General features: G+C 39.2%; 18 protein-coding genes and 3 pseudogenes. 17 read left to right on the plus strand and 4 right to left on the minus strand.

The genetic code is table 11. The features are described from left to right. Window positions 1-125 precede the first annotated feature (125 nt). From D5F11_RS11670 to tagH (D5F11_RS11680), 3 genes and pseudogenes are all read left to right on the plus strand, one after another. Window positions 126-1,331 (plus strand): annotated as a pseudogene (locus D5F11_RS11670) (CDP-glycerol glycerophosphotransferase family protein); the annotation flags it as partial. 176 nt (window positions 1,332-1,507) lie between these two features. Next, window positions 1,508-2,326 carry an ABC transporter permease gene (locus tag D5F11_RS11675; RefSeq protein WP_120115531.1) on the plus strand — a complete coding sequence of 273 codons (819 nt, stop codon included), beginning with the start codon at window positions 1,508-1,510 and terminating at the stop codon, window positions 2,324-2,326. Window positions 2,327-2,340: 14 nt separating this feature from the next. Further along, complete coding sequence (gene tagH / locus D5F11_RS11680) at window positions 2,341-3,147, plus strand: teichoic acids export ABC transporter ATP-binding subunit TagH (RefSeq protein ID WP_120115532.1); 807 nt, start codon at window positions 2,341-2,343, stop codon at window positions 3,145-3,147. 119 nt (window positions 3,148-3,266) lie between these two features. Here the strand turns inward: tagH (D5F11_RS11680) and D5F11_RS11685 are convergent, their stop codons facing one another. Both D5F11_RS11685 and D5F11_RS11690 read right to left on the minus strand, forming a co-directional pair. Further along, window positions 3,267-4,967 carry a C39 family peptidase gene (locus D5F11_RS11685; RefSeq protein WP_120115533.1) on the minus strand — a complete coding sequence of 567 codons (1,701 nt, stop codon included), beginning with the start codon at window positions 4,965-4,967 and terminating at the stop codon, window positions 3,267-3,269. A 173-nt stretch (window positions 4,968-5,140) separates the two neighbouring features. Next, window positions 5,141-6,682, minus strand: a complete 1,542-nt coding sequence (locus tag D5F11_RS11690) for a glycosyltransferase family 2 protein (protein WP_120115534.1) — start codon at window positions 6,680-6,682, stop codon at window positions 5,141-5,143. 139 nt (window positions 6,683-6,821) lie between these two features. On the opposite strand from D5F11_RS11690, the pseudogene D5F11_RS11695 reads away from it, so the two are divergent. The 9 genes and pseudogenes from D5F11_RS11695 to D5F11_RS11730 form a co-directional block, all read left to right on the plus strand. Beyond that, window positions 6,822-7,982: pseudogene (locus D5F11_RS11695) on the plus strand (CDP-glycerol glycerophosphotransferase family protein); the annotation flags it as partial. An 18-nt stretch (window positions 7,983-8,000) separates the two neighbouring features. Continuing rightward, window positions 8,001-8,819 carry an ABC transporter permease gene (locus D5F11_RS11700; RefSeq protein ID WP_120115536.1) on the plus strand — a complete coding sequence of 273 codons (819 nt, stop codon included), beginning with the start codon at window positions 8,001-8,003 and terminating at the stop codon, window positions 8,817-8,819. Window positions 8,820-8,830: 11 nt separating this feature from the next. Next, window positions 8,831-9,640 (plus strand): teichoic acids export ABC transporter ATP-binding subunit TagH, encoded by an 810-nt coding sequence (tagH, locus tag D5F11_RS11705; protein ID WP_120115537.1) that lies wholly within the window; start codon window positions 8,831-8,833, stop codon window positions 9,638-9,640. Between the two features lie 131 nt (window positions 9,641-9,771). Then, window positions 9,772-11,922: an Ig-like domain-containing protein gene (locus D5F11_RS11710; RefSeq protein WP_120115538.1), complete on the plus strand. Its 2,151-nt coding sequence runs from the start codon at window positions 9,772-9,774 to the stop codon at window positions 11,920-11,922. A 26-nt stretch (window positions 11,923-11,948) separates the two neighbouring features. After that, window positions 11,949-12,182: pseudogene (locus D5F11_RS27925) on the plus strand (insertion element protein); the annotation flags it as partial. 16 nt (window positions 12,183-12,198) lie between these two features. Beyond that, window positions 12,199-12,696, plus strand: a complete 498-nt coding sequence (locus tag D5F11_RS11715) for a hypothetical protein (protein ID WP_120115656.1) — start codon at window positions 12,199-12,201, stop codon at window positions 12,694-12,696. A 315-nt stretch (window positions 12,697-13,011) separates the two neighbouring features. Further along, complete coding sequence (locus D5F11_RS11720) at window positions 13,012-14,361, plus strand: glucose-6-phosphate isomerase (RefSeq protein ID WP_120115539.1); 1,350 nt, start codon at window positions 13,012-13,014, stop codon at window positions 14,359-14,361. Window positions 14,362-14,716: 355 nt separating this feature from the next. Further along, entirely contained in the window at window positions 14,717-16,423 is a 1,707-nt protein-coding gene (locus D5F11_RS11725; protein ID WP_120115540.1) for a phospho-sugar mutase, read from the plus strand. A gap of 95 nt (window positions 16,424-16,518) precedes the next feature. After that, window positions 16,519-17,721 carry a trypsin-like peptidase domain-containing protein gene (locus D5F11_RS11730; RefSeq protein ID WP_245998186.1) on the plus strand — a complete coding sequence of 401 codons (1,203 nt, stop codon included), beginning with the start codon at window positions 16,519-16,521 and terminating at the stop codon, window positions 17,719-17,721. A 41-nt stretch (window positions 17,722-17,762) separates the two neighbouring features. On the opposite strand, the gene D5F11_RS11735 is transcribed toward D5F11_RS11730, so the two are convergent. Then, window positions 17,763-18,464, minus strand: coding sequence for a GDSL-type esterase/lipase family protein (locus tag D5F11_RS11735; RefSeq protein ID WP_120115541.1), 702 nt, complete (start codon window positions 18,462-18,464; stop codon window positions 17,763-17,765). A gap of 484 nt (window positions 18,465-18,948) precedes the next feature. Beyond that, a complete protein-coding gene (locus D5F11_RS11740; protein WP_120115542.1) occupies window positions 18,949-19,743 on the minus strand; it encodes an SGNH/GDSL hydrolase family protein in 795 nt (264 codons plus the stop codon). 186 nt (window positions 19,744-19,929) lie between these two features. Between D5F11_RS11740 and D5F11_RS11745 the strand changes: the two genes are divergently transcribed. The 5 genes from D5F11_RS11745 to D5F11_RS11765 all read left to right on the plus strand — a co-directional run bounded on the left by D5F11_RS11745 (window position 19,930) and on the right by D5F11_RS11765 (window position 24,112). Continuing rightward, on the plus strand, window positions 19,930-20,679 hold the full coding sequence (locus D5F11_RS11745; protein WP_120115543.1) for a YveK family protein: 750 nt from the start codon (window positions 19,930-19,932) through the stop codon (window positions 20,677-20,679). Window positions 20,680-20,692: 13 nt separating this feature from the next. Further along, the gene (locus tag D5F11_RS11750) at window positions 20,693-21,370 is read left to right on the plus strand and encodes a CpsD/CapB family tyrosine-protein kinase (protein WP_120115658.1); all 678 of its coding nucleotides are present in this window, start codon (window positions 20,693-20,695) and stop codon (window positions 21,368-21,370) included. A 94-nt stretch (window positions 21,371-21,464) separates the two neighbouring features. After that, on the plus strand, window positions 21,465-22,232 hold the full coding sequence (locus tag D5F11_RS11755; protein WP_120115544.1) for a tyrosine-protein phosphatase: 768 nt from the start codon (window positions 21,465-21,467) through the stop codon (window positions 22,230-22,232). A 263-nt stretch (window positions 22,233-22,495) separates the two neighbouring features. Further along, window positions 22,496-23,161 (plus strand): sugar transferase, encoded by a 666-nt coding sequence (locus D5F11_RS11760; RefSeq protein WP_120115545.1) that lies wholly within the window; start codon window positions 22,496-22,498, stop codon window positions 23,159-23,161. A gap of 21 nt (window positions 23,162-23,182) precedes the next feature. Then, on the plus strand, window positions 23,183-24,112 hold the full coding sequence (locus D5F11_RS11765) for an SDR family NAD(P)-dependent oxidoreductase (protein WP_120115546.1): 930 nt from the start codon (window positions 23,183-23,185) through the stop codon (window positions 24,110-24,112). Window positions 24,113-24,127: the final 15 nt, after the last annotated feature.

Here is a 24,127-nt window from a genome sequence, read left to right on the forward strand (position 1 = left end):
GCGGAGGCTGTTTTTTTAGCCTTCGCTTTTTAACTTGATTTGAAATTGAGTTAGTTCATGTATATAATTTTTAAGATGGCATTGTATTGAGAGAATAGGGAGCACTGATGTTTATGAAAAGAATAGTTCATAGAATTAATCAAAAATTGATTCGCTTACGGCGAGGGGCTTTTGTTCAGAAAGCCTATAGATTAGCTTTTTCGATATTAGGGAAGTTGCCAAAAAAGAAAAACTTAATTGTATTCGAAAGCTTCCATGGAAAGCAATACAGCGACAGTCCTCGGGCAATCTATGAATATATGAAACAAAAAAAAATGCCATATAAGATGTATTGGATGGTAGACAGGCGCCATCTGGACGTCTTTGAAAAAATAGAAGATGTCCGTTATGTTAAGAGGCTTTCTTTGAAATGGATATTTCTGATGGCAAGAGCAAAGTATTGGGTGACAAATGCGCGGTTGCCATTATGGCTTCCGAAGTCGAAAGATACAATATATGTACAAACTTGGCACGGAACTCCGTTAAAAAGGCTTGGAATTGATATAGAAGAAGTTCATATGCCTGGGACTAATACTGAAAAATATAAGAAAAACTTTTTGTTCGAAGCAAGTAAATGGAATTATCTAGTTTCGCCAAATACATATTCTACAGAAATTTTTAAGCGGGCCTTTGGCTTCAATAATAAAGTTATAGAATCGGGTTACCCGAGGAATGACTTTTTAATCAATCACAATAACCCTGAGAAAGTGACGGAATTAAAGAGAATATGTGGATTGCCAATAGACAAAAAAGTCATTTTGTATGCACCGACCTGGCGGGACAATCAATTTTATACAAAAGGGAAATATAAATTTGATCTCCAAATTGACCTGGCTCAAATGAAGGAAGAGATTGGCGATCAATATGTAATTGCTTTAAGGATGCATTATCTTGTTGCCGAAAACATTGATTTAACAGGCTATGAAGATTTTGTCTTTGATTTCTCCAATCACGAAGACATAAGAGAACTATATCTAATTGCTGACCTATTAATCACTGACTATTCTTCGGTCTTTTTTGATTATGCTAATTTGAAGCGCCCTATGATGTTCTTTGTGTATGATATTGAAGACTATCGTGATAATCTGCGGGGATTTTACTTTGATTTTGAAAAGAAAGCCCCGGGACCTTTGGTGAAATCAACGGATGAGATCATTAGGGAAATCAAGAATATAGATGAATATGGATTTGCCCTTACTAAAAATATAGAAGAGTTCTACAACCAATTCTGCTATCTAGAAGATGGATATGCTAGTAATAGAGTAGTGGAGGAAGTATTTGGAAGTAAATAGAAGGGGCAGTTGTTTCAGGTGGCTTTACTGAACAACTGCTTTTCATCTTTTATTGTCTTTTATCTAACCTACTTGTATAATTTATAAAGATATAGGGTTGGCTTATTATTTTTGAAAAACTGATTAGTTTTGGAAAAACATCAAGACAAAATCAGGCTTTTGAGAGGATATATTGAATGAAATCTGCATTTCTAGTAATAAAAGAACAAATAGAGCATTTCTATTTAATCAGGAGATTGTCCCTGTATGAAATAAAAAGTAAAAATAAGAGTAATTATTTGGGAATGGCTTGGGAGATCATTAACCCAGTTATCCAGATATTGATTTATTGGTTTGTATTCGGAAGCATTCGGCAGAGAGCAGATATTGAAGTAGTGCCGGGTTTTGAAGTCCCTTTTATTCATTGGCTTCTTGGTGGGTTTATTCTATGGACGTTTTTTTACCAATCAACAGTCCAAGGGTCAAAGTCTATATATACAAGGCTTCGTATGTTATCGAGAATGAACTTTCCAATGAGTGTAATTCCTAACATTGCTATATTTTCGCAGTTTTACACTCATCTGTTTTTATTAGGGGTCACCTTTATTATTTTTCAGCTGTCGGGTTACTATGTAAGTGTGTATTTTCTTCAAATTATTTATTTTGCGTTTGCTACTTTTTGTTTGGTGTTTGCTATTTCCTTGATAACCTCTACCTTATCAACCATTATCAGGGATGTTCATATGTTTTTGAATGCAACTCTCAGGATGTTATTATACTTATCTCCAGTCCTTTGGCAGCTTACTATATTGGATGAGCCTCTGTCGACGATCATGAAACTGAATCCTCTATATTATGTTATAGAAGGATATCGAGCAGCGTTTTTTGGTACCGAGTGGTATTTTATTAATCATTGGCAATACTCATTATATTTCTGGGGACTTGTTGTCATTTTACTCGTGTTGGGCTCGAAAATTCATGTGAAATTCAGAAGGCATTTCATTGACTACTTATAGATGGTGGGATTAGTATGGAAAAAGCCATTATCGTTAGAAATATCGTAAAAAAATATAAACTGTATAGCGGTGATAAAGAACGGCTATTGGATCTTCTTTTACCCAAAAGTTATGGAGAAGATTTTTATGCGTTGGCAGGTGTAAGCTTTGAAGCTGAAAAGGGCGATGTTATTGGGTTTGTTGGGATGAATGGATCTGGCAAATCAACCCTATCAAATATTATTGCAGGCATTGTTCCAGAGACATCAGGCTCTGTCCAAGTGAATGGGCAAGCGGCATTGATCGCTGTAGCGGCCGGACTGAAGGGCGATTTAACTGGAAGAGATAATATCGAGTTGAAGCTGTTGATGTTAGGATTTTCAAAAGAGGGAATCAAAGAGCTTGAGTCGCAAATCATTGAATTCTCTGAGCTTGGAAAATTTATTGACCAACCGGTTAAGTCTTATTCGAGTGGGATGCGGTCTCGCCTCGGTTTTGCCATCTCAGTCAACGTGAATCCGGACATTTTGATCATTGACGAAGCTTTATCAGTAGGGGATAAAGCTTTTGCTGAAAAAAGTTTGGATAAAATGAAGGAGTTCAAGAAGCAAGGAAGAACCATGATATTTGTTAGCCACTCCTTAGGGCAAATGAAAAGGTTTTGCGATAAAATCCTTTGGCTGGAGTATGGTATGGTAAAAGAGTACGGTCCAGTAGGTGAAGTGCTCCCAAAATATGAGGAATTCCTGAATGGTTTCAAAAAGCTCTCCGGAAAAGAAAAAAATAAATATAAAGAAGAAGCGATGAAAAAGCAACAGGAAGCTATTTTTGCTAAACCTTAATAACATTTAAGGATGGGGAGAGTATAGAAGGATTTCTATTCTTTTTCCATCATTTTTTCTATTAACCGAATAAAAGCCTGCGGAATTGAGTCGCAGGCTTTTTAAATATTGGCTGAATTTTAATATGTAATGGCTCTTTTATTTTGTGCATTCCAAAGTTTGTTAAATTGAGCTTTGCTGATTCTAACGTCTTTTTTATTTGACCAGCAGTCATTGTAATAATAATATTTTTCATCATACCCCGTCAGGACTAACGCATGTACAGTAAACCCATGGATTGGTGAACCCCAAATAACTATAGGTTTATTTTTAAGTAATTGGTTCTCCAAATTTTTATTTGAAGTGCCTGTCAGATTTTGAGCGTTCCCAGCGTATTTTTTTACAAGACTGGTTAATGCTGGAGGATAAATTGTCCAGCCTTTTGTTGAATAAGGATTTCCGACATACCCTAGATTCGGATTCCAAGAGTGATAAGGCATTTCCATTGCCAATTTCACTTTGTTAACATCGCTAACCCCTTTATACTTTAACATCATAGTAACAGCTGTAATTTCGCATCCTGTAGGTAATTCAGGCAGCTGATTAATCAAAGGAACATTTAAAATGACACTAGTAATTTTTGATGCATGTTTTCCATAAACAGTTTTGGGAGCGTACTTATAATTAGCCAGTACTGCTTTGGATCCTTTCTCTCTTTGGGTTGCCTTTGATAGATAACCAGAAGTGTTTTGGTAGAATATGTACTTTATATTGTTTCCATGTGCCCCATATTTGGTTTTCGGATAATATTCATAGCGTGCAGATATTTTCTTTGAGCCTTGTACTCTTCTAGTTGCCTTTGTTAGGTAGCTGGAGTCATTAAGATAATAAATATAACGGATATTGTTTCCGTGTTCTCCATATTTGGTTTTTGGATAATATACATAACGTGTGGATATTTTCTTGGAACCTTGTACTCTTTTAATTCCCTTTGTTAAATTGCTAGACTTATCAAAGTAGAAGATATACTGAATATTGTTTCCGTGCGATCCATATTTAGTGTTAGGGTAGTATTTGTATCTTGCTGCAGTTTGTTGGGAACCAGCATTTCTTTTTATAGCGTGGGTAAGGTTGCCATTGGAATTAAGGTAAAAAATATAACTGATGTTGTTGCCTTGTTTGCCATATTCGGTTCCTGGATAATATTTAAAATGTCGTATTACTTTTTGTTCACGGTTTAATTCTTCAGCACGGATGAGTTTAAGCTCACCTGAAGTTTGATTGATATGAAATATAAATTTTACATTTTTTTCTATATTTTTTTCTTTTGTTCCAGGGTGAAACTTTAATATACGAATAATCTTGTTGTCTTCCAAGATATCAGCTCGTGTTACTTCGCCTTTACTGTTCTGGTAAAATTTTATATTGCTTTCATCTTGGTTAATTTCTGCTTTTAAAGATTCTTTGCTGGATTTCTGCACCTCTACTTTTTCATTGAGGGATTGATCATCTTCGGTATCCATTTGCTTTTGAGGTTGATCGACGGTCTCATTACTTATATCGGTCTTTGGTTCTGAATTCTCGGAAGGGATTATTGTTTCATCCTCGAGTTCTATTGGTGCCTCTTCTTCCGTCTCTTCCTCAGGCAAAGTCACATCCTCATCTGTTGATGAATTTTGATTAGATAATTCAGTGTTATTTTCAGAAGCTTGACCGTTATCTGTATCGGTTTGTACTTCATCAGTTTTAGTTTTTGGCTCATCTTCTTCAGCCAATACTAAAAGAGTCTGATTGGAAAGTATCATTCCGATCACCAAAAGAGTAACTAGTACTTTCTTCACGATGTGTTCTCCTTTCAGAAATGTGAATATAATATTAACACTATCATTCTACTATACTGCGTAGGTTTGTGAAGCTTGTTTTATACTTTGTAATCAAAAAATGAAACCTTGGGACCACGGATCGTCCAAGGCTTCATTTTAGTATTATTCTCGAAGGTATTGACAATTTATTACTACTTTACAGTCACTCCGAAGTTATCTCCGATCGTCGTATAAAAATCAATTTTCTTCCCGCTATATTCAAAGATCCGCCTGGTATTCATTTTGATAGGGGCCTTTCTATAATCGTAATATCGGATGAATACGGTATGACTGGCTTCATTCAGTTGTCCCAGCAGATCGAGCGGAATCTCTACTTCAAACAGGTCTTCGCTAACACAATTGATAGGTAGCACGTTTTCGTTCATTTCATTATCCCGCTGGCGGATGACAAAGCAGTTCACTTTGTCGAGGTAGTCACCGTAAATGTTAAAACGTAAAATAAATCGGTCGTTCTCCTTTACGTGTTCTTGGTACACGGCTAGCAATCTAATTCTTGCCCATTCATAGGGTTCGGGAAGCGGCAACCGGTAGTAAGGAAGGCCATCGCCTTTTATAGCAGTTTCTTTAGTTGTATCTTTCAGGCTCCATTCAATTAAAGTAACGATATCATCATATCGCGCCTGTTTGAAGAGATCGACGAGCACTCGATGCCAAGGTTCAAAGAAGTTCTCTGTAAAGTCATAGCGAAGCCCCTCGGTCGTTTTCAGTACCTCTGCAAACTTTGCAAAATATTTTTCCTTCCGATTGGATCTTAGAAAGTGATGCCTGTTAAACAGCCGTGTGATGCAATCAAATTCATATAGTCTGTTCAGAACCATCCGCTCGATTTCTTCCGGCAATTCCTTTTGGATGACATGTTTAATAACAGTCAAATTCGTGTCGGTTTTTTCAAAAATGTTCGTCGTACCGACAAGACTTTTATTATCCTTGAATCGGTTGACATAATAAATAACATCCTTTGTCGTGGAAATGCTTGGGCAGTTCGTTAGGACATCGATGAAAAACTGTTTGTCCTCCGCGAATTTCATGTTGGGAAAACGGAAATGGTAATCTTTTAGAAATTCGGTCCGCATCATCCTGGCAGTTGGGCCTAAATGTTGAAAGATATGGGGGATGGAACAGGGATTAATCGATTCACGGTACTCGCAGCTATTATATTCACCGGTGATGACAAGCTTATTGTCTTCAACTTTTATCGTCCGGCCAACTGCATAGGAATCTCCAGTTTTCTCAAGGAGTTCATATAAGGCTTTAACTCCGTTAGGACTCAGCCAATCATCTGAATCAATAAACATTGTATATTTGCCTTTGGCAAGGTCAATCCCCGTGTTTCTAGGAGTGGCGGGTGAGCCGTTGTTACTCTTGTAAAAGACAGGTACGATATTTGGATATGCATTTACATATTCCAAGATGATGGATCGCGATGCATCTGTAGATTTGTCATCTATTATGATGAATTCAATCCTGTCAAAACCAAATGTTTGATCAATCACAGAATCGATCGTTTTCCGTATCGTTTTTTCAGCATTAAAAACTGGCATGATAACAGTGATCTGTGGATCAGGCCTTCTATTGGCAGGGTGGATATAGTAGCCTTCTTTGTTATATGTATAGGATTCATCATTGGGTGCGGCTGCCTCTTTTGAAAAAATACGTGTTAAAAAATTAAACATTTTAAACCTCCGTGCAATTATGTGACACTATCTAGTATTTTCATTGCGTGTTTTTTCTAAACGTTTCGTGGTTTATGCAGGTGTTCATTGGACATACTTTTGATATGTCTGTAAATGGTAGTGGTGATCATTAATGAAAAAGAAGATGAAAAAGCGTCTGCAAAAAGTATATAAAAAGCTATTTAAACTATTGGCCATTATATTACCAAAAAACCAAAAACTCATTATTTTTGAGAGCTTTTTAGGTAAACAGTACAGTGATAATCCCAGGGCTATTTATGAGTATCTTCGAAGTCATTACCCGGATTATAGCATGTACTGGAGCATAGATAAAAGAAAAATTTGGCAATTTAAAGATAGGGACATTAAAATCATCCCTCGCTTTTCTGTAAAATGGCTGTTTTTGATGACGCGGGCGAAGTACTGGGTAACGAATTGCAGGCTTCCGCTATGGGTCAGCAAATCGGATCAAACCATATATGTCCAGACATGGCATGGCACCCCTTTGAAGAAACTTGGCCTGGACATTGAACAGATTCATATGCCCGGAACAAATACGAAGAAATATAAACGAAATTTTAAAAAGGAAGCGGCAAAATGGGATTATTTGATTTCCCCAAATGGCTATTCCACTGAAATATTCAGGCAGGCATTTGATTTTAAGAAAAAAGTGATTGAGTCCGGGTATCCGAGAAACGATTTTTTAATCCAATCCAATAATGCCGTGGAGTCCGCCAAGATCAAGAACGCCTGCGGGCTTCCTATTGATAAGAAGGTGATATTGTACGCTCCGACATGGAGGGACAATCAGTTTTATGCCAAGGGGAGATATAAGTTTGATCTGCAGCTTGATCTGGATACGCTGAAAAAAGAATTGGGAAATGAATACGTCATTTTGCTCAGGCTTCATTATCTCGTTTCGGAAAACCTGGACTTGTCCGGTTTGGAAGGCTTCGCATTTGATGTTTCGTCTTACGGGGACATCCGTGATCTGTATCTCATTTCCGATGTGCTGGTTACTGACTATTCATCCGTATTTTTCGATTATGCTAATCTGAAGCGGCCGATGATCTTTTTCGTCCACGATATCGAAGAGTACCGCGATCAGCTGCGCGGGTTTTATTTCGATTTTGAAAAAGAAGCGCCGGGACCGCTGGTTCGGACAACGGAAGAAGTGATTTCAGAAGTTCGTAGTATTGAACAGTCCGAATTCACACCGTCCGAAGACTTTTATAAAAAATTTTGCCATCTGGAAACTGGGAAGGCTAGTGAGCAAGTGGTGAAAGAAATATTTCAATAGCAAAGAGGCGGGATTTTTGTGAAATCTGCCGTTACGGTCTTAAGGGAGCTCATCGATTATTTTTATTTAGTTAGAAGGCTGTCACTGTATGAATTAAAAAGCAAAAATAAAAGCAATTATTTGGGAATGACCTGGGAATTCTTAAACCCCATGATTCAAATATTGATTTATTGGTTTGTATTCGGCAGCATCCGTCATCGTGCAGATATTGAAGTAGTGCCGGGATATGAGGTTCATTTTATTTATTGGCTGTTAGGCGGATTCATCTTATGGACATTCTTTTACCAGTCCACAATCCAAGGTTCAAAATCCATTTATACAAGGCTGCGAATGTTATCAAGGATGAATTTTCCCATGAGCGTCATTCCTGCTATCGCTATTTTTTCGCAGTTTTATACTCACGTTATCCTGCTGGGGGTCACGTTTGTGATTTTCCAGCTTGGAGGCTTTTATGTCAGTGTGTATTTTCTCCAAGTGATTTATTTTGTTTTTGCATCCTTTTGTTTGGCCTTTGCTATTTCTCTGATTACGTCAACCTTGTCCACGATCATCAGGGATGTCCATATGTTTTTAAATGCGACGCTGCGAATGCTGCTCTATCTGTCGCCGGTCCTTTGGCAATTTTCCATTTTGGAGGAACCATTGCCGACAATTCTTAAATTGAATCCGTTGTATTATTTGATTGAAGGCTATCGTTCTGCGCTGTTTGGAACTGAGTGGTATTTACTCGTACACTGGCAATATTCCCTTTATTTCTGGGGCATTGTGATCACTTTGTTTTTAATCGGTGCTAACATTCATGTGAAATTCCGCAGGCATTTCATTGATTATTTATAGGTGTGATTAGTATGGAAAAAGCGATTATCGCGCAAAACATCACAAAAAAATATAAGCTTTACAGTAGCAATAAGGAGCGTATATTGGATCTCATTACTCCCAAAAGCTATGGAGAGGACTTTTATGCGTTGGCGGATGTAAGCTTTGAAGCGGAAAAAGGCGATTCTGTAGGCTTTATTGGCATGAACGGATCTGGAAAATCGACGTTGGCTAACATCATTGCTGGTATTGTTCCTGAAACGTCTGGAAGCATAGAGGTGAACGGAATAGCGTCATTGATTGCAGTGGCGGCCGGATTGAACGGCGATTTATCAGGAAGGGATAATATCGAGCTGAAGTTGTTGATGCTCGGTTTTTCAAAAAAGGAAATTATTGATCTTGAACCGGAAATCATTGATTTTTCAGAGCTTGGAAAGTTCATCGATCAGCCTGTCAAATCCTATTCCAGCGGAATGCGGTCTCGTTTGGGGTTTGCCATTTCGGTCAATGTGAACCCGGATATTCTAATCATCGATGAAGCTCTTTCTGTTGGGGACAAGGCCTTTGCTGAGAAAAGTCTGGATAAAATGAAGGAATTCAAACGGGAAGGGAAAACCATGATTTTTGTCAGCCATTCCTTAGGACAGATGAAAAGATTCTGCGATAAAATTTTGTGGCTTGAATATGGAATGGTGAGGAAATATGGTTCTGTTGAAGGCGTGCTTCCCAAGTATGAACAGTTTTTAAATGAGTTCAAAGGGCTATCGAGTAAAGAGAAGGCAGCTTATAAGGAGAAGGGAATGGAGAAGCAACGTGAATTGTTGAGGCAGACTGTTTTGTAGTAACGAATTAACGCAGTGGGGGTCTGACCCCAGAAAATAAGACGGTTTTGTAAAAAATATTTTTAATTTTTATCCCTATAGGTTACAATCCTCTTAGACAGTCATTATTTTCCAATAGAAAGGTCAAGAGGATGAGACATATAAAAAGAACTCTTATTTGTATACTGATTATATTATTAAGTATGCCTGTTTCTGTATTTGCGGAGAATGAAATCGAGATAGATTCCAATCCCAGAATGCAGGTAAGCCCGCAAACAGGGGAACCTGCTGCGAATGTTTTAAATCAACCGGCTAAAAATTATATGCTGATCAGCAATGAATCTGTGAATCCCAATAGCAAACAGTCTACAGGGACTCCTGTCATCAATAACGAAAAATATCAATTAGAGAAAAATTTAAGACCAGAGGCCTTTCGAATGGATGTAAATCTTCCGTTCGATACCGAGAAACATGAAGATCGAAAGCTGCATGGAAGGTCTTTGATGTATAAAACTCTTAATAAAGTAGGGACAAAGCGGAATTTTAATGTTTTTGACTTTGATAAATTCATAGAATACAAGATTCAAGCCCAGCTTCTTTATATAGGAGAGAAAGCGAATGTATGGGGCTATGATAAGAATTTTACAAAAGAAGATGCAAAGAAGTTAGGCGATGAATTTGATGAAAATATTTACCCGACGATCACTGAGGATTTCGGGAATGAGTCCGATGTGGACGGCGATGGTAAGATCAATGTTCTCTGTTACGATATAAAAGATGGATTCGAATATAACGGAGGATACATAGCTGGTTATTTTTACTCGAGGGATTTGTATGATGTGCCAGGCTCGAACAAGTCGGAAATTTTTTACATCGACACCTATCCGACAATGGGCATGGAATCAGAGAAAGATGTAACAGCCGCATACAGCACACTGGCCCATGAATTTCAGCATATGGTGAACTTTAATCAAAATGTTTTGGTTGAAGGCGGCGAGGAGATGGAGCCGTGGCTCGATGAAGGCCTGGCAATGGCAGCTGAGCAAATTTATACAGGAAGCGTATTAAAAGACCGGATTGATTATTATAATTCGTCCTATTCCGTTACAAACGGCCACTCCCTTTTGTATTGGGATGATTATGGGGACGTGCTGGCCAACTATTCTCTATCTTATCTTTTTATGCAATATGTAAAAGTACAGTCGAAACAGGGCGATGCGATTTTTAAAGAAATCATCAGCGATCCTAGCAATAGCTATAAAGCTGTTGAAAAAGCAGCCAAAAAATATATGGATCCCAAGCTTACATTTGGAAAATTGATGACCAACTTCCGAGCTGCCTTACTTTTAAAAGAAAAAAGCGGAAAGTACGGATTTAACAGCGAACCAGGCTTCAACACAATAAGGCCTCGCATTTACAAGGGATCTACCGCCAATTTACGGGGCGGGGGCGCGGTGGTTAAAGAAGCAACGGGCAATGAAACGATCCCCACTTCTAAAGGAAAGAATATTAAATACACCTTTTTTGGGCCCGGTGAGCCTAGAGATCACACAGCACCTGCCAAACCAGTTGTACAAAAAGTGAGTGATCGGGATACCGTTGTCAAAGGCAGTGCCGAGGCAGGAGCTACGGTATATGTAAAAGCGGGTACTGTAAATTTAGGAAAGTCCGTTTCTGATAGCCAAAAGTCATTCTCGGTAACGATTAAAAAACAAAAAGCCGGTACCAAGCTAGAAGTATATGCCGTTGACAAAGCAGGGAATAAAAGTGATGCGGCTACCGTGACAGTGATTGATAAAACGCCGCCAGCCATGCCAACCGTATCCAAGGTCAGCAATCGGGATTTGAAAGTGACCGGGAAAGCGGAGGCAGGCTCCAAAGTCACCGTTAAAGCTGGTGGCAAGGTCATTGGCTCAGCTACGGCCGATAAAGCTGGGAAATATGTGGTGAATCTGAAAGCGAAGCGAAAAGCCGGGACTGCTCTATATGTGAAAGCTACTGACAAAGCCGGTAACGCCAGCAAAGAGCGAAAAGTCATAGTGGTGGATAAAATCCCTCCCAAAGTACCTGAAGTAAATAAAGTAACAAATAAAACAACGACGGTTAAGGGCAAGTCTGAGAAGGAAGCCACTGTCTACGTGAAAAGTGGAAAAAAAGTGCTTGGTACTGCCGTCGTCAACAATAAAGGCAACTTCTCTGTGAAAATAAAAAAACAAAAAGCCGGAACAGTTTTGAACATATATGCAAAAGATAAAGCCGGGAATACGGGCAAGGCGGCAAAAGTGACAGTTAAAAAAGCATAGCAAAAAAAGAAGGTCGTCCTTAAAAATTAAATGTAAGTGATAAGGTTGCCAGTTCCTTTATCCAACAAATTTAGCGGAGACTTTCTAAATTAGAAAGACCGTTAGTAACCGCCAGAGGAGACCAAAAAAGTTATATATATGCGAACTTTAATCCCAAATGGCTATAACCATCTTACGAACCTTCTTGGGATAAAGAAGAATTAACTCCAGCTCAAAGAATCGGGCTAACAGTTAAGGCTTCTACAATATATTTCAGATAGAAGGAAGGTTCGTATGATGGATAGAGAGTACAAAATTTATGCGGAAAAAGTATTGAAACATCTCTTCTTAGGGGCGCAAGTTGACGGAATGCAGTTTGGGATGTCCCCAGCTACAATAAAGATTTATTTTACAAATTTCAAAGGTTCGGGTGGGTCGGATGATTATGGTGGGCAATTATATCTCAACATCGAATCAAAATGGTGTTTATTTGATAGTCCACCCGAAAAATATCCATCAAATGAGGATGAAATTGAAGATTATTCTGAGGATGAAGAATACAGTAGAATTTATAAAATTAGGAGACAAAAAGTTGTAGATATAAAATTAGAAGAAGAAACACCGCATCTGTTTATAACATTAGAAAATGGGTATACAATTTTTGTGAATGGTTTTCACGACAAATACGAATGTTGGCAAGCAGGAGTACAATTTGGCGACGAAACTTGGCTTGTAGTTTCAGTTCCTAACAATGAAATTGCTGCTTGGGCTCCTGATAGGTTTAATGCCGAATAAAAAATAGCTGATGGATGACAATCCATCAGCTATTTTTTCATATTTACTGTGTTTTTTGGTGCGAAGTCACAAAAGATTTGATATTAGATTAACCTTGTTTGTATCTTAACACGGAACTCGGTTACCATAACAGGACGGCCTTTTTTATAGATAATCAAAATTTAAAAACATCTAGCTTTTTTTAAATGAATGCATTATAATCAATTAAATCGTTCTTTTTCAAGAACAAACTATATCAATTTTGCGCACGTTGTTCAGGTGTGCTTTTTTAAAAGGTGTTTGTTCTTTATAAAGAACTTCGTGAGGGGGGATGGAATGAGTCATGTTGGTTTTGATTACTCGAGCGCATTAAGCTTTTTCGACGAATATGAACCGAGCCATTTCCAAGATACGGTTACCTTTATTCATGACCGACTGCATCAAAGTCATGGCAAGATGTTGGGCTGGGTTAATCTCCCTAGAGATAATGACCGTGAACGTATCCAGGACGCTGCAGCTAAAATTCAGAATCAAAGCGATGTCTTGGTGGTCATCGGTGTCGGCGGTTCTTACTTGGGGGCCCGCGCCGCTATAGAGATGCTCAATCATCATTTTTACAATGTCCTATCTAATCAGGAAAGACGGACCCCTCAAATTTTTTATGTGGGGCATACCTTTAGTCCTGTTTACATTGCGGATCTGGTAAAACTGTTGAATGACAAAGATTTTTCAATAAACGTCATTTCAAAATCAGGAACCACAATAGAACCAGCCATTGCTTTTCGGATTTTCCGTAATTTGCTTGAGGAAAAGTATGGGAAAGCGGGAGCGCGAAATCGCATCTTTGTTACAACTGATCAAAAGAAGGGAGTCTTGAAAGCATTAGCCGATATAGAGGAGTACGAAACATTTGCTGTTCCAGACAATATTGGTGGTCGTTATTCTGTATTAACTCCAGTTGGCTTGCTTCCGATTGCGGTTAGTGGGATAGACATAGAAGAGATTATGACTGGGGCAGAGCAGGCGCGTTTTGACTTGGGGAAACCGGTTATCGAGGAAAATCCTGCTTATCAATATGCAGTCATTCGACATATTTTGTACCAAACAGGTAAAACGATAGAACTATTCGTTCATTATGAGCCATGTTTGCGTTTCCTGGCTGAATGGTGGAAACAGCTTTTTGGAGAAAGTGAAGGAAAGGATTACAAGGGCATCTTTCCAGCTTCCGCCCAATATTCAACTGATCTTCATTCCATCGGTCAATATGTGCAGGAAGGCAGGCGTGATCTGTTTGAAACGGTAATAAAAGTTCTGGAGCCAGCTCATGACATAATGATTAAAAAGGACGAACGGGATTTAGACGGACTGAACTTCCTGGCTGGGCAAACCTTGGACTTTGTCAACAATCAGGCCCTTGAAGGAGCAAAGATTGCACATACGGACGGGGGTGTCCCGAACCTTGTCATCGAAATTCCGAGAGTCAACGCGTACACATTTGGATATCTTGTCTACTTTTTTAAAAAGGCCTGCGCAATGAGTGGCTATTTGAACGCAGTCAATCCATTCGACCAACCAGGCGTGGAAATGTATAAGAATAATATGTTTGCGCTGCTTGGAAAGCCTGGTCATGAACTAAGGATGAAAGAGTTAAAAAAGAGGTACTTGGATACGTTTGAAAAAGTGTGATTTCTGTAGGGGGCAGTCAGAAGGATACTGTCCGGAATCACGGGAATGCTGTCCGAAGTTCGGAGGATACTGTCCCAAATTTAGGAATACTGTCCGGAATATAGAAAAACTTTCTATTTTCCGCGGGATACTATCCGAAATATAGAAATACTGTCCGGAATTGAGAAATACTGTCCAAAATCTGCGGATACTATCCAGAATATAGAAATACAATCCAATTCCCGCAGCATACTATCCTAATTTCAAAAATACTGTCCAAAGTTCGCAAAATACTATCCAACATTCCAAAATATCAAACTCCTATCCTATTTCGGCGGAGTCCCTACGGCTCGCACAAAGAAAGGCGTGAAACTTAATGCAGTGGAAATCAATCATGGCTCATTGGCTGAATCACCTGCCCCCTGAAGATCCATTAAGAATAGAATTGCAGAATGAGCCTAACCCAGAAGATTGCTTTGACAACAGTTTAGAGTTTGGAACCGCGGGGATCCGCGGGCGTCTTGGACCAGGCACAAATCGGATGAATATTTACACTGTGCGAAAAGCGGCCGCAGGGCTGGCAAAATATATCACAGATCAGGGGCAGGACGCGATGAAGTGTGGTGTAGCAATTGCCTACGATTGCAGGCATATGTCGCCAGAATTCGCACTCGAATCGGCGAAAATTCTTGGGATGTATGGAATTCGTTCTTTCCTTTTCAAAGATCTTCGACCGACACCGCTGCTTTCGTTTGCCGTTCGCTATCTCAGGACGTACGCCGGCATTATGGTCACAGCCAGTCATAATCCGCCTGACTACAATGGATTAAAAATGTATGGCCCAGACGGAGCGCAGCTTTCGTTGCATGCAGTTGACAGCATTGTCAATAAAATTCAAACAATCGAATCTGAATTTTTACTGAATCCCCCTCACGAAAAAGAACTTCAACAACAGGGTTATATTACATATATTGGCCATCGAATAGACAATGCTTATCTTGATTCACTTACCACAATCAGGTTGAACAAAAAAATTCAGAATGACTTGCGGATTGTGTTCACTCCTTTGCATGGAACTGCCACTCAGCTTGTCCGAAAAGCTTTTAATGCGGCTGGCAATTACAATGTAACTTTAGTCAAAGAGCAGATGCATCCCGATCCTGATTTTCCGACAGTCACATCACCTAATCCCGAAGAGTGTGCTGTGTTTGAGCTCGCCATTCAGTACGCAAAGGAAGTTGATGCCGACATTTTATTGGCAACAGATCCGGATGCTGACCGCCTTGGGGTCGCGGTAAAAAATCCTGCCGGAGAATATGTTGTGTTAACCGGTAATCAATTGGGAGCACTCATGCTTCATTATTTGCTTGAGCAAAAAAGCTTGCCACATAATGGTGTCATTATCAAAACAATCGTCACTTCAGAGTTGGGAAGAGCCATGGCGGCCGACTTTTCGGTTAAAACCATTGATACGCTGACAGGCTTTAAGTTTATTGCGGAAAAAATAGATGAATTTGAAAGTACAGGAGAGTGTCAGTTTTTATTTGGGTACGAGGAGAGCGGCGGTTATCTGATAGGAGATTTCGTCCGCGATAAGGATGCAATCCAGTCGGTGATGCTTGCTGCAGAAATGGCATCTTATCATAAGCAGCAGGGAAATTCGCTGTACGAGGTACTAACGGGTCTTTTTGAAAAATATGGTTACTATCAGGAGTCGCTAAAATCTATAAAATTGGAAGGGAGGGATGGATCAAAACAAATCGTTCGTATTATGGATGCCTTTCGAGTGGACCCGCCTAGCCAAACCATAGAATTGGAAGACTACATGGCAGGCGAATCCATACATGTTCCAAGTGGATTAAAGTCTCTCATAGATTTGCCAAAGTCGAACGTACTGAAATTCAAGCTTTCCGATGAATCTTGGTTCTGCATCCGTCCATCCGGAACTGAACCGAAATGTAAATTATATTTTGCCGTAAAAGGTAAGACGATGGCTGAAAGTAAAGATAAACTCTCATTGCTGGAAAAAGCAGTGATGAAAAAAGTAAAACAGTTAATAGAGTATATGGCCGCTGGAAAATGACCATCCAGTGCTTTTTTATATATTAAATATCCTTCCACCTATAGTATAATTAGCAAAAATAGATAATTTTTCCCAGAAAGAAAGAGGTGGGGATATTGTACTGTCCAAATTGCGGTGCAGAAAAACAAAAAAGGGGTCAATATTGCAGCGAATGTGGAAAGCCAATCAAAGCAGCTAAAGGGTCACGCTCAACATTCATCATGTCTTTGCTGGCTTTACTGATTGCATTAGCTGGTACAGGGTTGGGAATTTTTTTCTTGTTTAATAAAAAAGAAGAACCAGTACAAGTAATAAAGGCAGGCCATGAGCCTAAACCAGCTACAGAAGTCATCGAAAAAGAAAAAGATCAGAAAAAAGAACAGGATCAAGAGAAAGAACAAGAACAACAGCCTGAAACGAAGCCAGAGCTGGAAAAGCAGGAAGAGGTAAAGGCATCCGAAGCTCCAGAAACAAAAAGCAAAACAGAAATTATTAAAAATTCCCAAGATAAGGTATTTACTATTTTCACCGACACAAGCCAAGGGTCAGGATTTTTATTTTCCAATAAAGGGGATGTTGTAACCAACGCCCACGTAGTTGCAGGGTTTACAGAGGTAGTGGTGAAAAGCAGCGATGGAACGGAACACCAAGGGCGGGTCATCGGAATTTCGGATGTAGTCGACATTGCCCTCATCCGCGTTGATCCATTGTCTGGAAAAGAACCGCTGCCAATAGAGATGGCACAAACTGCTGCGGGTACAGAAGTCATTGCGCTTGGCAGCCCGCGAGGATTGGAAAATACGGCATCCATCGGATATTTGACAGGAATCGACCGTGATATCCTGGGTGATTTTAATTATGAAAAAGTATATCAAATCGATGCCCGGATTGCGCCGGGAAGCAGTGGTGGCCCGCTATTGAATGCAACAACTGGAAAGGTAATCGGGATCAACTCCGCTGTATTGATTGAAGACGAATCCATAGGCTTTTCAATACCTATGTTCAGTGTACATAACCAATTTATCACATGGTCCCAGAACCCGATGAGTGCGGAAGAGGTCAGCAACTTGTTCGATTTTTACGATGAATATAATGATTATTGGGAGTGGAACGACTCAGATTGGGAATACAATGAAGATGACTATTACGACTGGGAAAATGATGACGAGTCGGAAAATCAAGATGTGGACGGCTCTCATGATGAAGAGCTTGAGGAATCGGAAGCTCCTTCTGAAGATGAACAACCTAAATCCGATCCAAAGTTAGAAAATGATGAGCCAAGCAACGAACATCCGGATGAAGAAGCGAATACAGAGTAAAAGTAGTGGCAAGGCTCTATTTTATTGGGCCCTGCCGCTTTTTATGAACCAACATATTCTTTGATGGATTCTCTCCAAAGGATGTAGCCTTTCCCGGTTAAATGAATTCCATCTATTGTATACTCTTCAGGAAGCTGATCATCCTTGGCGAAAGTAGAGTAAAGGTCAATAAAGTGAACACCTGAACTGTTTGCCAAAGAGCGCAACTTCATGTTCATTTTCTTGATTTTATCGTTTGTTAAAATATTACCGTACTTGCTGTTATTAACAGGGAGCAAACTTTGGATAAAGATCTCCGTATTGGGTGAACCGGTTTGAATTCGATCAATGATGACAGAATAACTTTTGATGGTAGCAGAAACACTGCGGTTCTTTAAATCATTCACACCGATAAGAAGAAAAATTTTCCTTGGCTGAGCAGCAATTACGCTATCCAGTCGATCAAGAACCCCTTCCGTAGTATCACTGCCAATGCCTCGGTTAATCACATTTTTTCCAGGAAAAAGCTCACTCCATTCCGTTCTGAAAGTAAGGCTATCCCCTAAAAATACGATGGAATCCGGTGGAATTGGCAACTCGTTAAATAAAGTCGTCCGTTCATAATAATGAAAGCCCGTTCTTTTGGCAGCATTGGACTTCTTTGCACCCGCATCAACTTTATCAAACTTAACGAAAGAGAGCCCCGTTATAATAAGGAACAGCAAGTTAAACCCGATAGAAATAAAAAGAATTTTTCTGCCCATGATACACCTCAGGATTGTTGTAATAACAAGAGTACCATAAAAAGTCGTGAAGGTTTACATGAATTTTAAGGTTCGAAAAATCTTCCTGCTTGGCCTGCAGTGATCGGGAAATTTTGCCTGAATCACTATCCTTAAAAGCGGAAAAACTGTCTGGGATGTTGATTTACTATCCGAAGTTCTGGGATACTGTCCGAGATTTCGAATTACTATCCGGGAAGGAGTAATACCATCTGTAAATTTGTAATACTGCCCGTGATTTGAAAAGCTATCCGTTTTACTATAGATACTGTCCAGAATTCAAAAATACTATCCATTTTGCTATAGATACTGTCCCCGATTCGAAATCTCACCCTTTTGCCCGAGTTACTCTATCCGAAATTAGAAACAACTGTTCAGCCAAGCACAAATACTGTCGACTCAAACTGAAATACGTCCACGCACCCCAAAATAAAAAAAAGGAACCAGCCCCCGGCTGGTCCCCTCTTTACTTCGCTATATAATAATCTCTCAAAAATTCGAACCACACTTCGTGTCCCTTTTCGTTTGGCGCACTTTGCTTATCTTGCAAATATGTTCGGAGCTCTTCATTTTCCGGATCAGGCCACGCAGACCAGTGATCCAGGTAGTCTAAGCCCTCTACGTTGGCAAATTCCTCCAATTGGTTGACCTGAGAAGGATAGAAGGTTGCGCCATGAATCGGGTGCGGCGGCTGCAGGACCACAAGTGCATCCTCATTCTGCTCTTTTACAGTAGAAATAAACGTTAGAATATTTTCATGGTTGTCTTCCACTTCGATATTTCCATTATCATTCAATGTAAAAGGTTCGATCAAAACAAAATCCGGATTGAATTTAGCGACTTCATCAGCGTGTCCATTATTGATGAATTCATCTGATCTCTCAGCGTATTCAAATAGTTCCACTTCCACGGTATCGCCATATGTTTTATCCATTGCTTCTTGGAGCATTACAGACCATCCTCCGTCCTCTTTACCGACTGATTCAGAGCCGACGAAAGCAATTTTATAAGGGCGCCCTTCCTCGACAGCTTTTTTAAAAGCATCCTGAGCCTTCTTCGGCCAGTTAGCCGCAGCGGCCAATACATCATTTGCATCCGCTTTGACCGGTTTCTTTGTTTTTTCTTTCGAACTAGCTGTCTTTTTTTTCTCAACTTTTGGCGCTGGAGCAAAAGCACTTGTCTTCTCTTTCCAATATAAGTGAGCTGCACCGAGAAAGAGGACTGTTATTACGATGACGATTAAGGTAAAAAACTTGCGCATATGAATCCCCCTGCTTTTAAAATAACATTAAGAATTTGTAAAAAATGTAAAATATGTATTCGTCCACTCAAAAACGTCTAGCTTTTTTCTATTATACGACATATAATCGTACCTAGTGGTCTATTTTTACATAAAAACCTATGATTTAACATGCCATAAATTAAAAAGTTTGTCTAGGAGGATAACATGGAAGAAACAATCAGTCTCAGAGAGCTTATGGGGACTATCCGGAAGCGTCTCAATTTAATCGTGCTCATTACCATGGCTACCGTCCTGATCAGCGGTATTGTCAGTTATTTCGTTATCACGCCAATCTACCAATCTTCTACGCAACTATTAGTGAATCAGGCGAAAAGCGACCAGCCAATGGTGAATCCAGGAGAAATTCAAACAAACCTGCAGCTAATTAATACATATAACGTCATTATTAAGAGTCCTGCAATTTTAGACCAGGTTAATGAAGACTTGGATTTAGGTATGACAGTCAGCCAATTGAATGAAAAAATCACAGTCCAAAATGAAAGAGATTCACAGGTTGTCAATATAACCGTACAGGATCCCGATCCTAATAAAGCGGTGGAAATTGCCAACCAGATCGCCACTGTTTTTCAAAAAGAAATTGTGAACATCATGAACGTTGATAATGTAAGCATCCTTGCAAAAGCGGAAGTGGGAGAAACACCATCACCTGTAAAACCAAAGCCGCTTCTTAACATTGCGATTGCCTTTGTTGTAGGAATAATGGCAGGAATCGGGATTGCTTTCTTATTGGAATATCTAGACAATACAGTGAAAACAGAACAGGATGTAGAAAAATTATTAGAGCTTCCTGTTCTCGGTGCCATTGCCACTTTTGAAGAGCAGGATATGCAAAAAATGTCACGGATAGAAAGAAGTCCCAGACTAAGGAGTGAGACACTTGGTTCGAAGCAATAAAGGGAAAAAATCCATGCAGTCCACAAGGCGAAAGCTGATTACAAAACTGAATCCTAAATCACCAATTTCGGAACAATATCGGACGATCAGGACGAATATAGAATTCTCGTCTATAGATGAAGAGATTCGCAGCATTATGGTGACATCTTCAGGTCCGGGTGAAGGAAAATCAACTACAACGGCCAACCTGGCAGTCGTATTCGCCCAACAAGGGAAACGTGTGCTGTTGATTGATGCTGACCTTCGGAAACCGACAGCGCATTACACATTCGGTATCACGAATACATTTGGCCTGACAAACGTATTAACCCGACAAATGGAGTTGAAGGATGCGATCAAAACGACGGATGAAGAATTACTCCATGTATTGCCTTCCGGGCCTATCCCGCCGAATCCGGCTGAATTATTAAGCTCAAAAGGTATGAAGGAGTTTTTCGAAGAGGCGAAAGACACATATGACATGATCATATTCGACACGCCTCCAGTTTTGGCGGTGACAGATGCACAGATTCTGTCGAGTCAATGCGACGGTGCTGTACTAGTTATTTCGAGTGGCAAAACAGAAATCGAAGCGGCAGCCAAAACGAAAGAACTGTTGGAAAACACCAATGGGAAAATCCTGGGTGTAGTGTTAAATAACAAAAAAATGAACAGAAAAAATGACTATTACTATTATTATGGGGCAAATTAACCAATCGACAAGTTTTGCTATTTACTAATGCGGAAATTCCAGTAGAATGGTAAAATGTTAAATAATGTCTATACAATTAGGGGAGGAAGCCGTATTGATAGATATACATTGTCATATATTGCCCGGTATTGATGACGGCGCTGGTGATTATACCGAGAGCCTTCTTATGGCTCAAAAAGCTCAAGAAGAAGGCATCAAGAAAATCATTGCAACGCCGCATCATCAAAATGGAAAATATAATAACTTCAAGGAGGAAATTATTCAAAAGACGAATGAACTGAATGATTACCTCAAAAGTGAGCATGTAAAAATAGAAATCTTGCCAGGACAGGAAACTCGCATCTATGGGGAAATGGTCGAGGACTTTGACCAAGGCGAGATTTTAACTTTAGCTAACATTTCTTCCTATGTATTTGTCGAACTGCCATCTGGTCATGTGCCACGTTATACGGAGCAGCTTCTGTACGATCTGCAGATGAAGGGACTCACACCTGTCATTGTTCATCCAGAAAGGAACGCCGAGCTGATTGAGCAGCCGGATAAATTATACAAGCTGGTGCAAAACGGAGCGGCTACACAAATAACGGCTGGGAGTTTTGTGGGGTATTTTGGAAAAAAGATTCAGAAATTCACTGCGAATTTAATCGAATCAAATCTCACTCACTTTGTGGCATCCGATGCACACAATACGCATAATCGGACGTTTAAGATGGAAGAGGCTTGTGAATCTATCCACAAGCAATACGGAACAGATATACTGTTTATGTTTTTGGACAATGCAGAAGCTATTATGGATGGAAAAGATATTTTTAGGGAAATCCCTGAACGAGTAAAAAAGAAGAAACTCTTTGGTCTTTTTTAATTCACCAAAGGCTTTGAAAGCTTTCGGTTATGTCTCCTCACCGCTATCAATGGAGACACTCGACCACGCCGTGGGTAGGGACAGACATCCTAGCCTTAGACGCCAGTCGTCATTGGTGTGGTGTGAGGGCGGGTTGGATGCCCATATTTTACTATTTTTATTAGGTTAAAGGTGCTAAATGTCTAATGAAAGTGCATAGATGTGTGCGTTTTCATTAGGCATTTATTTTTTCAAGTTATTCAAAGAAAGGGGTTTTATGAAGGTTGCAACAAAAGGCTAGTTATTTAAGTGAAGCATTAACAACAGCACATAAGCTAGAATCTAAAGAACTGAAGAAATTAAATAATAAACGGAATTATTTAATTGTGAAAAGGCTAATTGATATAATTTTTTCAGTAATTGGACTAGTTATTTCTGTACCACTTATAATTTTCTTTGGTGTATTAATAAAAGTAGAAACACCGGGCCCTGTTTTTTATACCCAAGAAAGGGTTGGGTTAAATGGGAAGTTATTTAATGTAATCAAATTACGTTCTATGGTCAATGATGCTGAAAGAAATGGAGCCCAATGGGCACAAAAAAACGACCCCAGAGTAACAAAAGTGGGTCATTTTATTAGGAAAACTAGAATTGATGAGTTACCCCAATTTATAAACATTCTTAAAGGGGATATGAGTTTGGTTGGGCCTCGCCCTGAAAGGCCAAATTTTACTATTCAATTCAACCAACAAATCCCAGGCTTTATTACTCGTTTGTCGATTAAGCCAGGATTGACAGGCTTAGCTCAGGTAAATGGTGGTTATGATATCTCTCCTAAAGAGAAATTTGAGCTAGATAGACAGTATATAGAGAATCTTGGGTTAATAACGGACTTAAAGATTATTTTAAAAACAGTGGCAGTTTGTTTTAATGGGAATGGTGCAAGATAAAAAATGGGAGACGGTATTTTCATGGAAAAAAAGGTGTTAGTAACAGGAGGAGCAGGCTTTATAGGTTCACACATAGTCGATAAATTACTTGAAGAAGGCTTTAGAATATTTGTTATCGATAACATGTCGACTGGAGAAATACATAATATATCCTTAGATCGAGTTCAATTTTATAAAGTAGATATAAGAGATTCTAAACAGGTGAATAAGGTGATGGAAAGTGTTAAGCCTGATTATATTATTCACCAAGCAGCTCAGGTAAGTGTTGCTGAATCAATTAGAAACATTGTACTAGATGAAGAAATAAATATTAAAGGATCCTTGAATATTATTGAAGCAGCTAGACGGTTTGAAGTGAAAAAAATAGTTTTCGCATCTTCGGCAGCTGTTTACGGAAATCCTCAATATGTACCAATTGATGAGGAGCATCCTTTGATACCTATGTCACCTTATGGATTGTCAAAATATACGGTTGAAAAATATTTGAATCTTGCATATGAATTATACGGACTCCAATATACAATTTTGAGGTATAGCAATGTATACGGGCCCCGCCAAAATGGAATGGGTGAAGGAGGAGTTATTGCAAAATTTGTTAATGCTGCGATAAAGGATTTACCAATTACTATTCATGGAGATGGGGAGCAAACGAGGGACTTTGTTTATGTTAAAGATGTTGCTGATGCAAACGTGAAGGCTTTGAAGTATGGGAATAATAATGTCTTTAATATTTCCACGGGTGTGAGTATGTCTGTTAATGAATTGGTTGTATATATTGAAGATGTTTTCTCTAAACAGCTTAAAAAAAATAAAGAAGCTGTTAGATTTGGGGATATAAAAAATAGCCTTTTGTTGAATAGTAAAGCGAAGGCACATCTAAGTTGGAATAATAATATACCAATTAGTAAGGGGCTTGAAAGCATGCATTCATTGGCTTTTAATAAAGGCTAGCCATTTGTACAGCTT

It is taken from the genome of Siminovitchia terrae (assembly GCF_003605405.2).
Taxonomy (GTDB): domain Bacteria; phylum Bacillota; class Bacilli; order Bacillales; family Bacillaceae_C; genus Siminovitchia; species Siminovitchia terrae.

Coding starts and splice junctions, on each gene's coding strand:
- D5F11_RS11675 (WP_120115531.1), top strand. CDS start 1,508: ATGAAATCTGCATTTCTAGTAATAAAAGAACAAATAGAGCATTTCTAT.
- tagH (WP_120115532.1), top strand. CDS start 2,341: ATGGAAAAAGCCATTATCGTTAGAAATATCGTAAAAAAATATAAACTG.
- D5F11_RS11690 (WP_120115534.1), bottom strand. CDS start 6,682: ATGTTTAATTTTTTAACACGTATTTTTTCAAAAGAGGCAGCCGCACCC.
- tagH (WP_120115537.1), top strand. CDS start 8,831: ATGGAAAAAGCGATTATCGCGCAAAACATCACAAAAAAATATAAGCTT.
- D5F11_RS11710 (WP_120115538.1), top strand. CDS start 9,772: ATGAGACATATAAAAAGAACTCTTATTTGTATACTGATTATATTATTA.
- D5F11_RS11715 (WP_120115656.1), top strand. CDS start 12,199: ATGGATAGAGAGTACAAAATTTATGCGGAAAAAGTATTGAAACATCTC.
- D5F11_RS11720 (WP_120115539.1), top strand. CDS start 13,012: ATGAGTCATGTTGGTTTTGATTACTCGAGCGCATTAAGCTTTTTCGAC.
- D5F11_RS11725 (WP_120115540.1), top strand. CDS start 14,717: ATGCAGTGGAAATCAATCATGGCTCATTGGCTGAATCACCTGCCCCCT.
- D5F11_RS11735 (WP_120115541.1), bottom strand. CDS start 18,464: ATGGGCAGAAAAATTCTTTTTATTTCTATCGGGTTTAACTTGCTGTTC.
- D5F11_RS11740 (WP_120115542.1), bottom strand. CDS start 19,743: ATGCGCAAGTTTTTTACCTTAATCGTCATCGTAATAACAGTCCTCTTT.
- D5F11_RS11745 (WP_120115543.1), top strand. CDS start 19,930: ATGGAAGAAACAATCAGTCTCAGAGAGCTTATGGGGACTATCCGGAAG.
- D5F11_RS11750 (WP_120115658.1), top strand. CDS start 20,693: ATGCAGTCCACAAGGCGAAAGCTGATTACAAAACTGAATCCTAAATCA.
- D5F11_RS11765 (WP_120115546.1), top strand. CDS start 23,183: ATGGAAAAAAAGGTGTTAGTAACAGGAGGAGCAGGCTTTATAGGTTCA.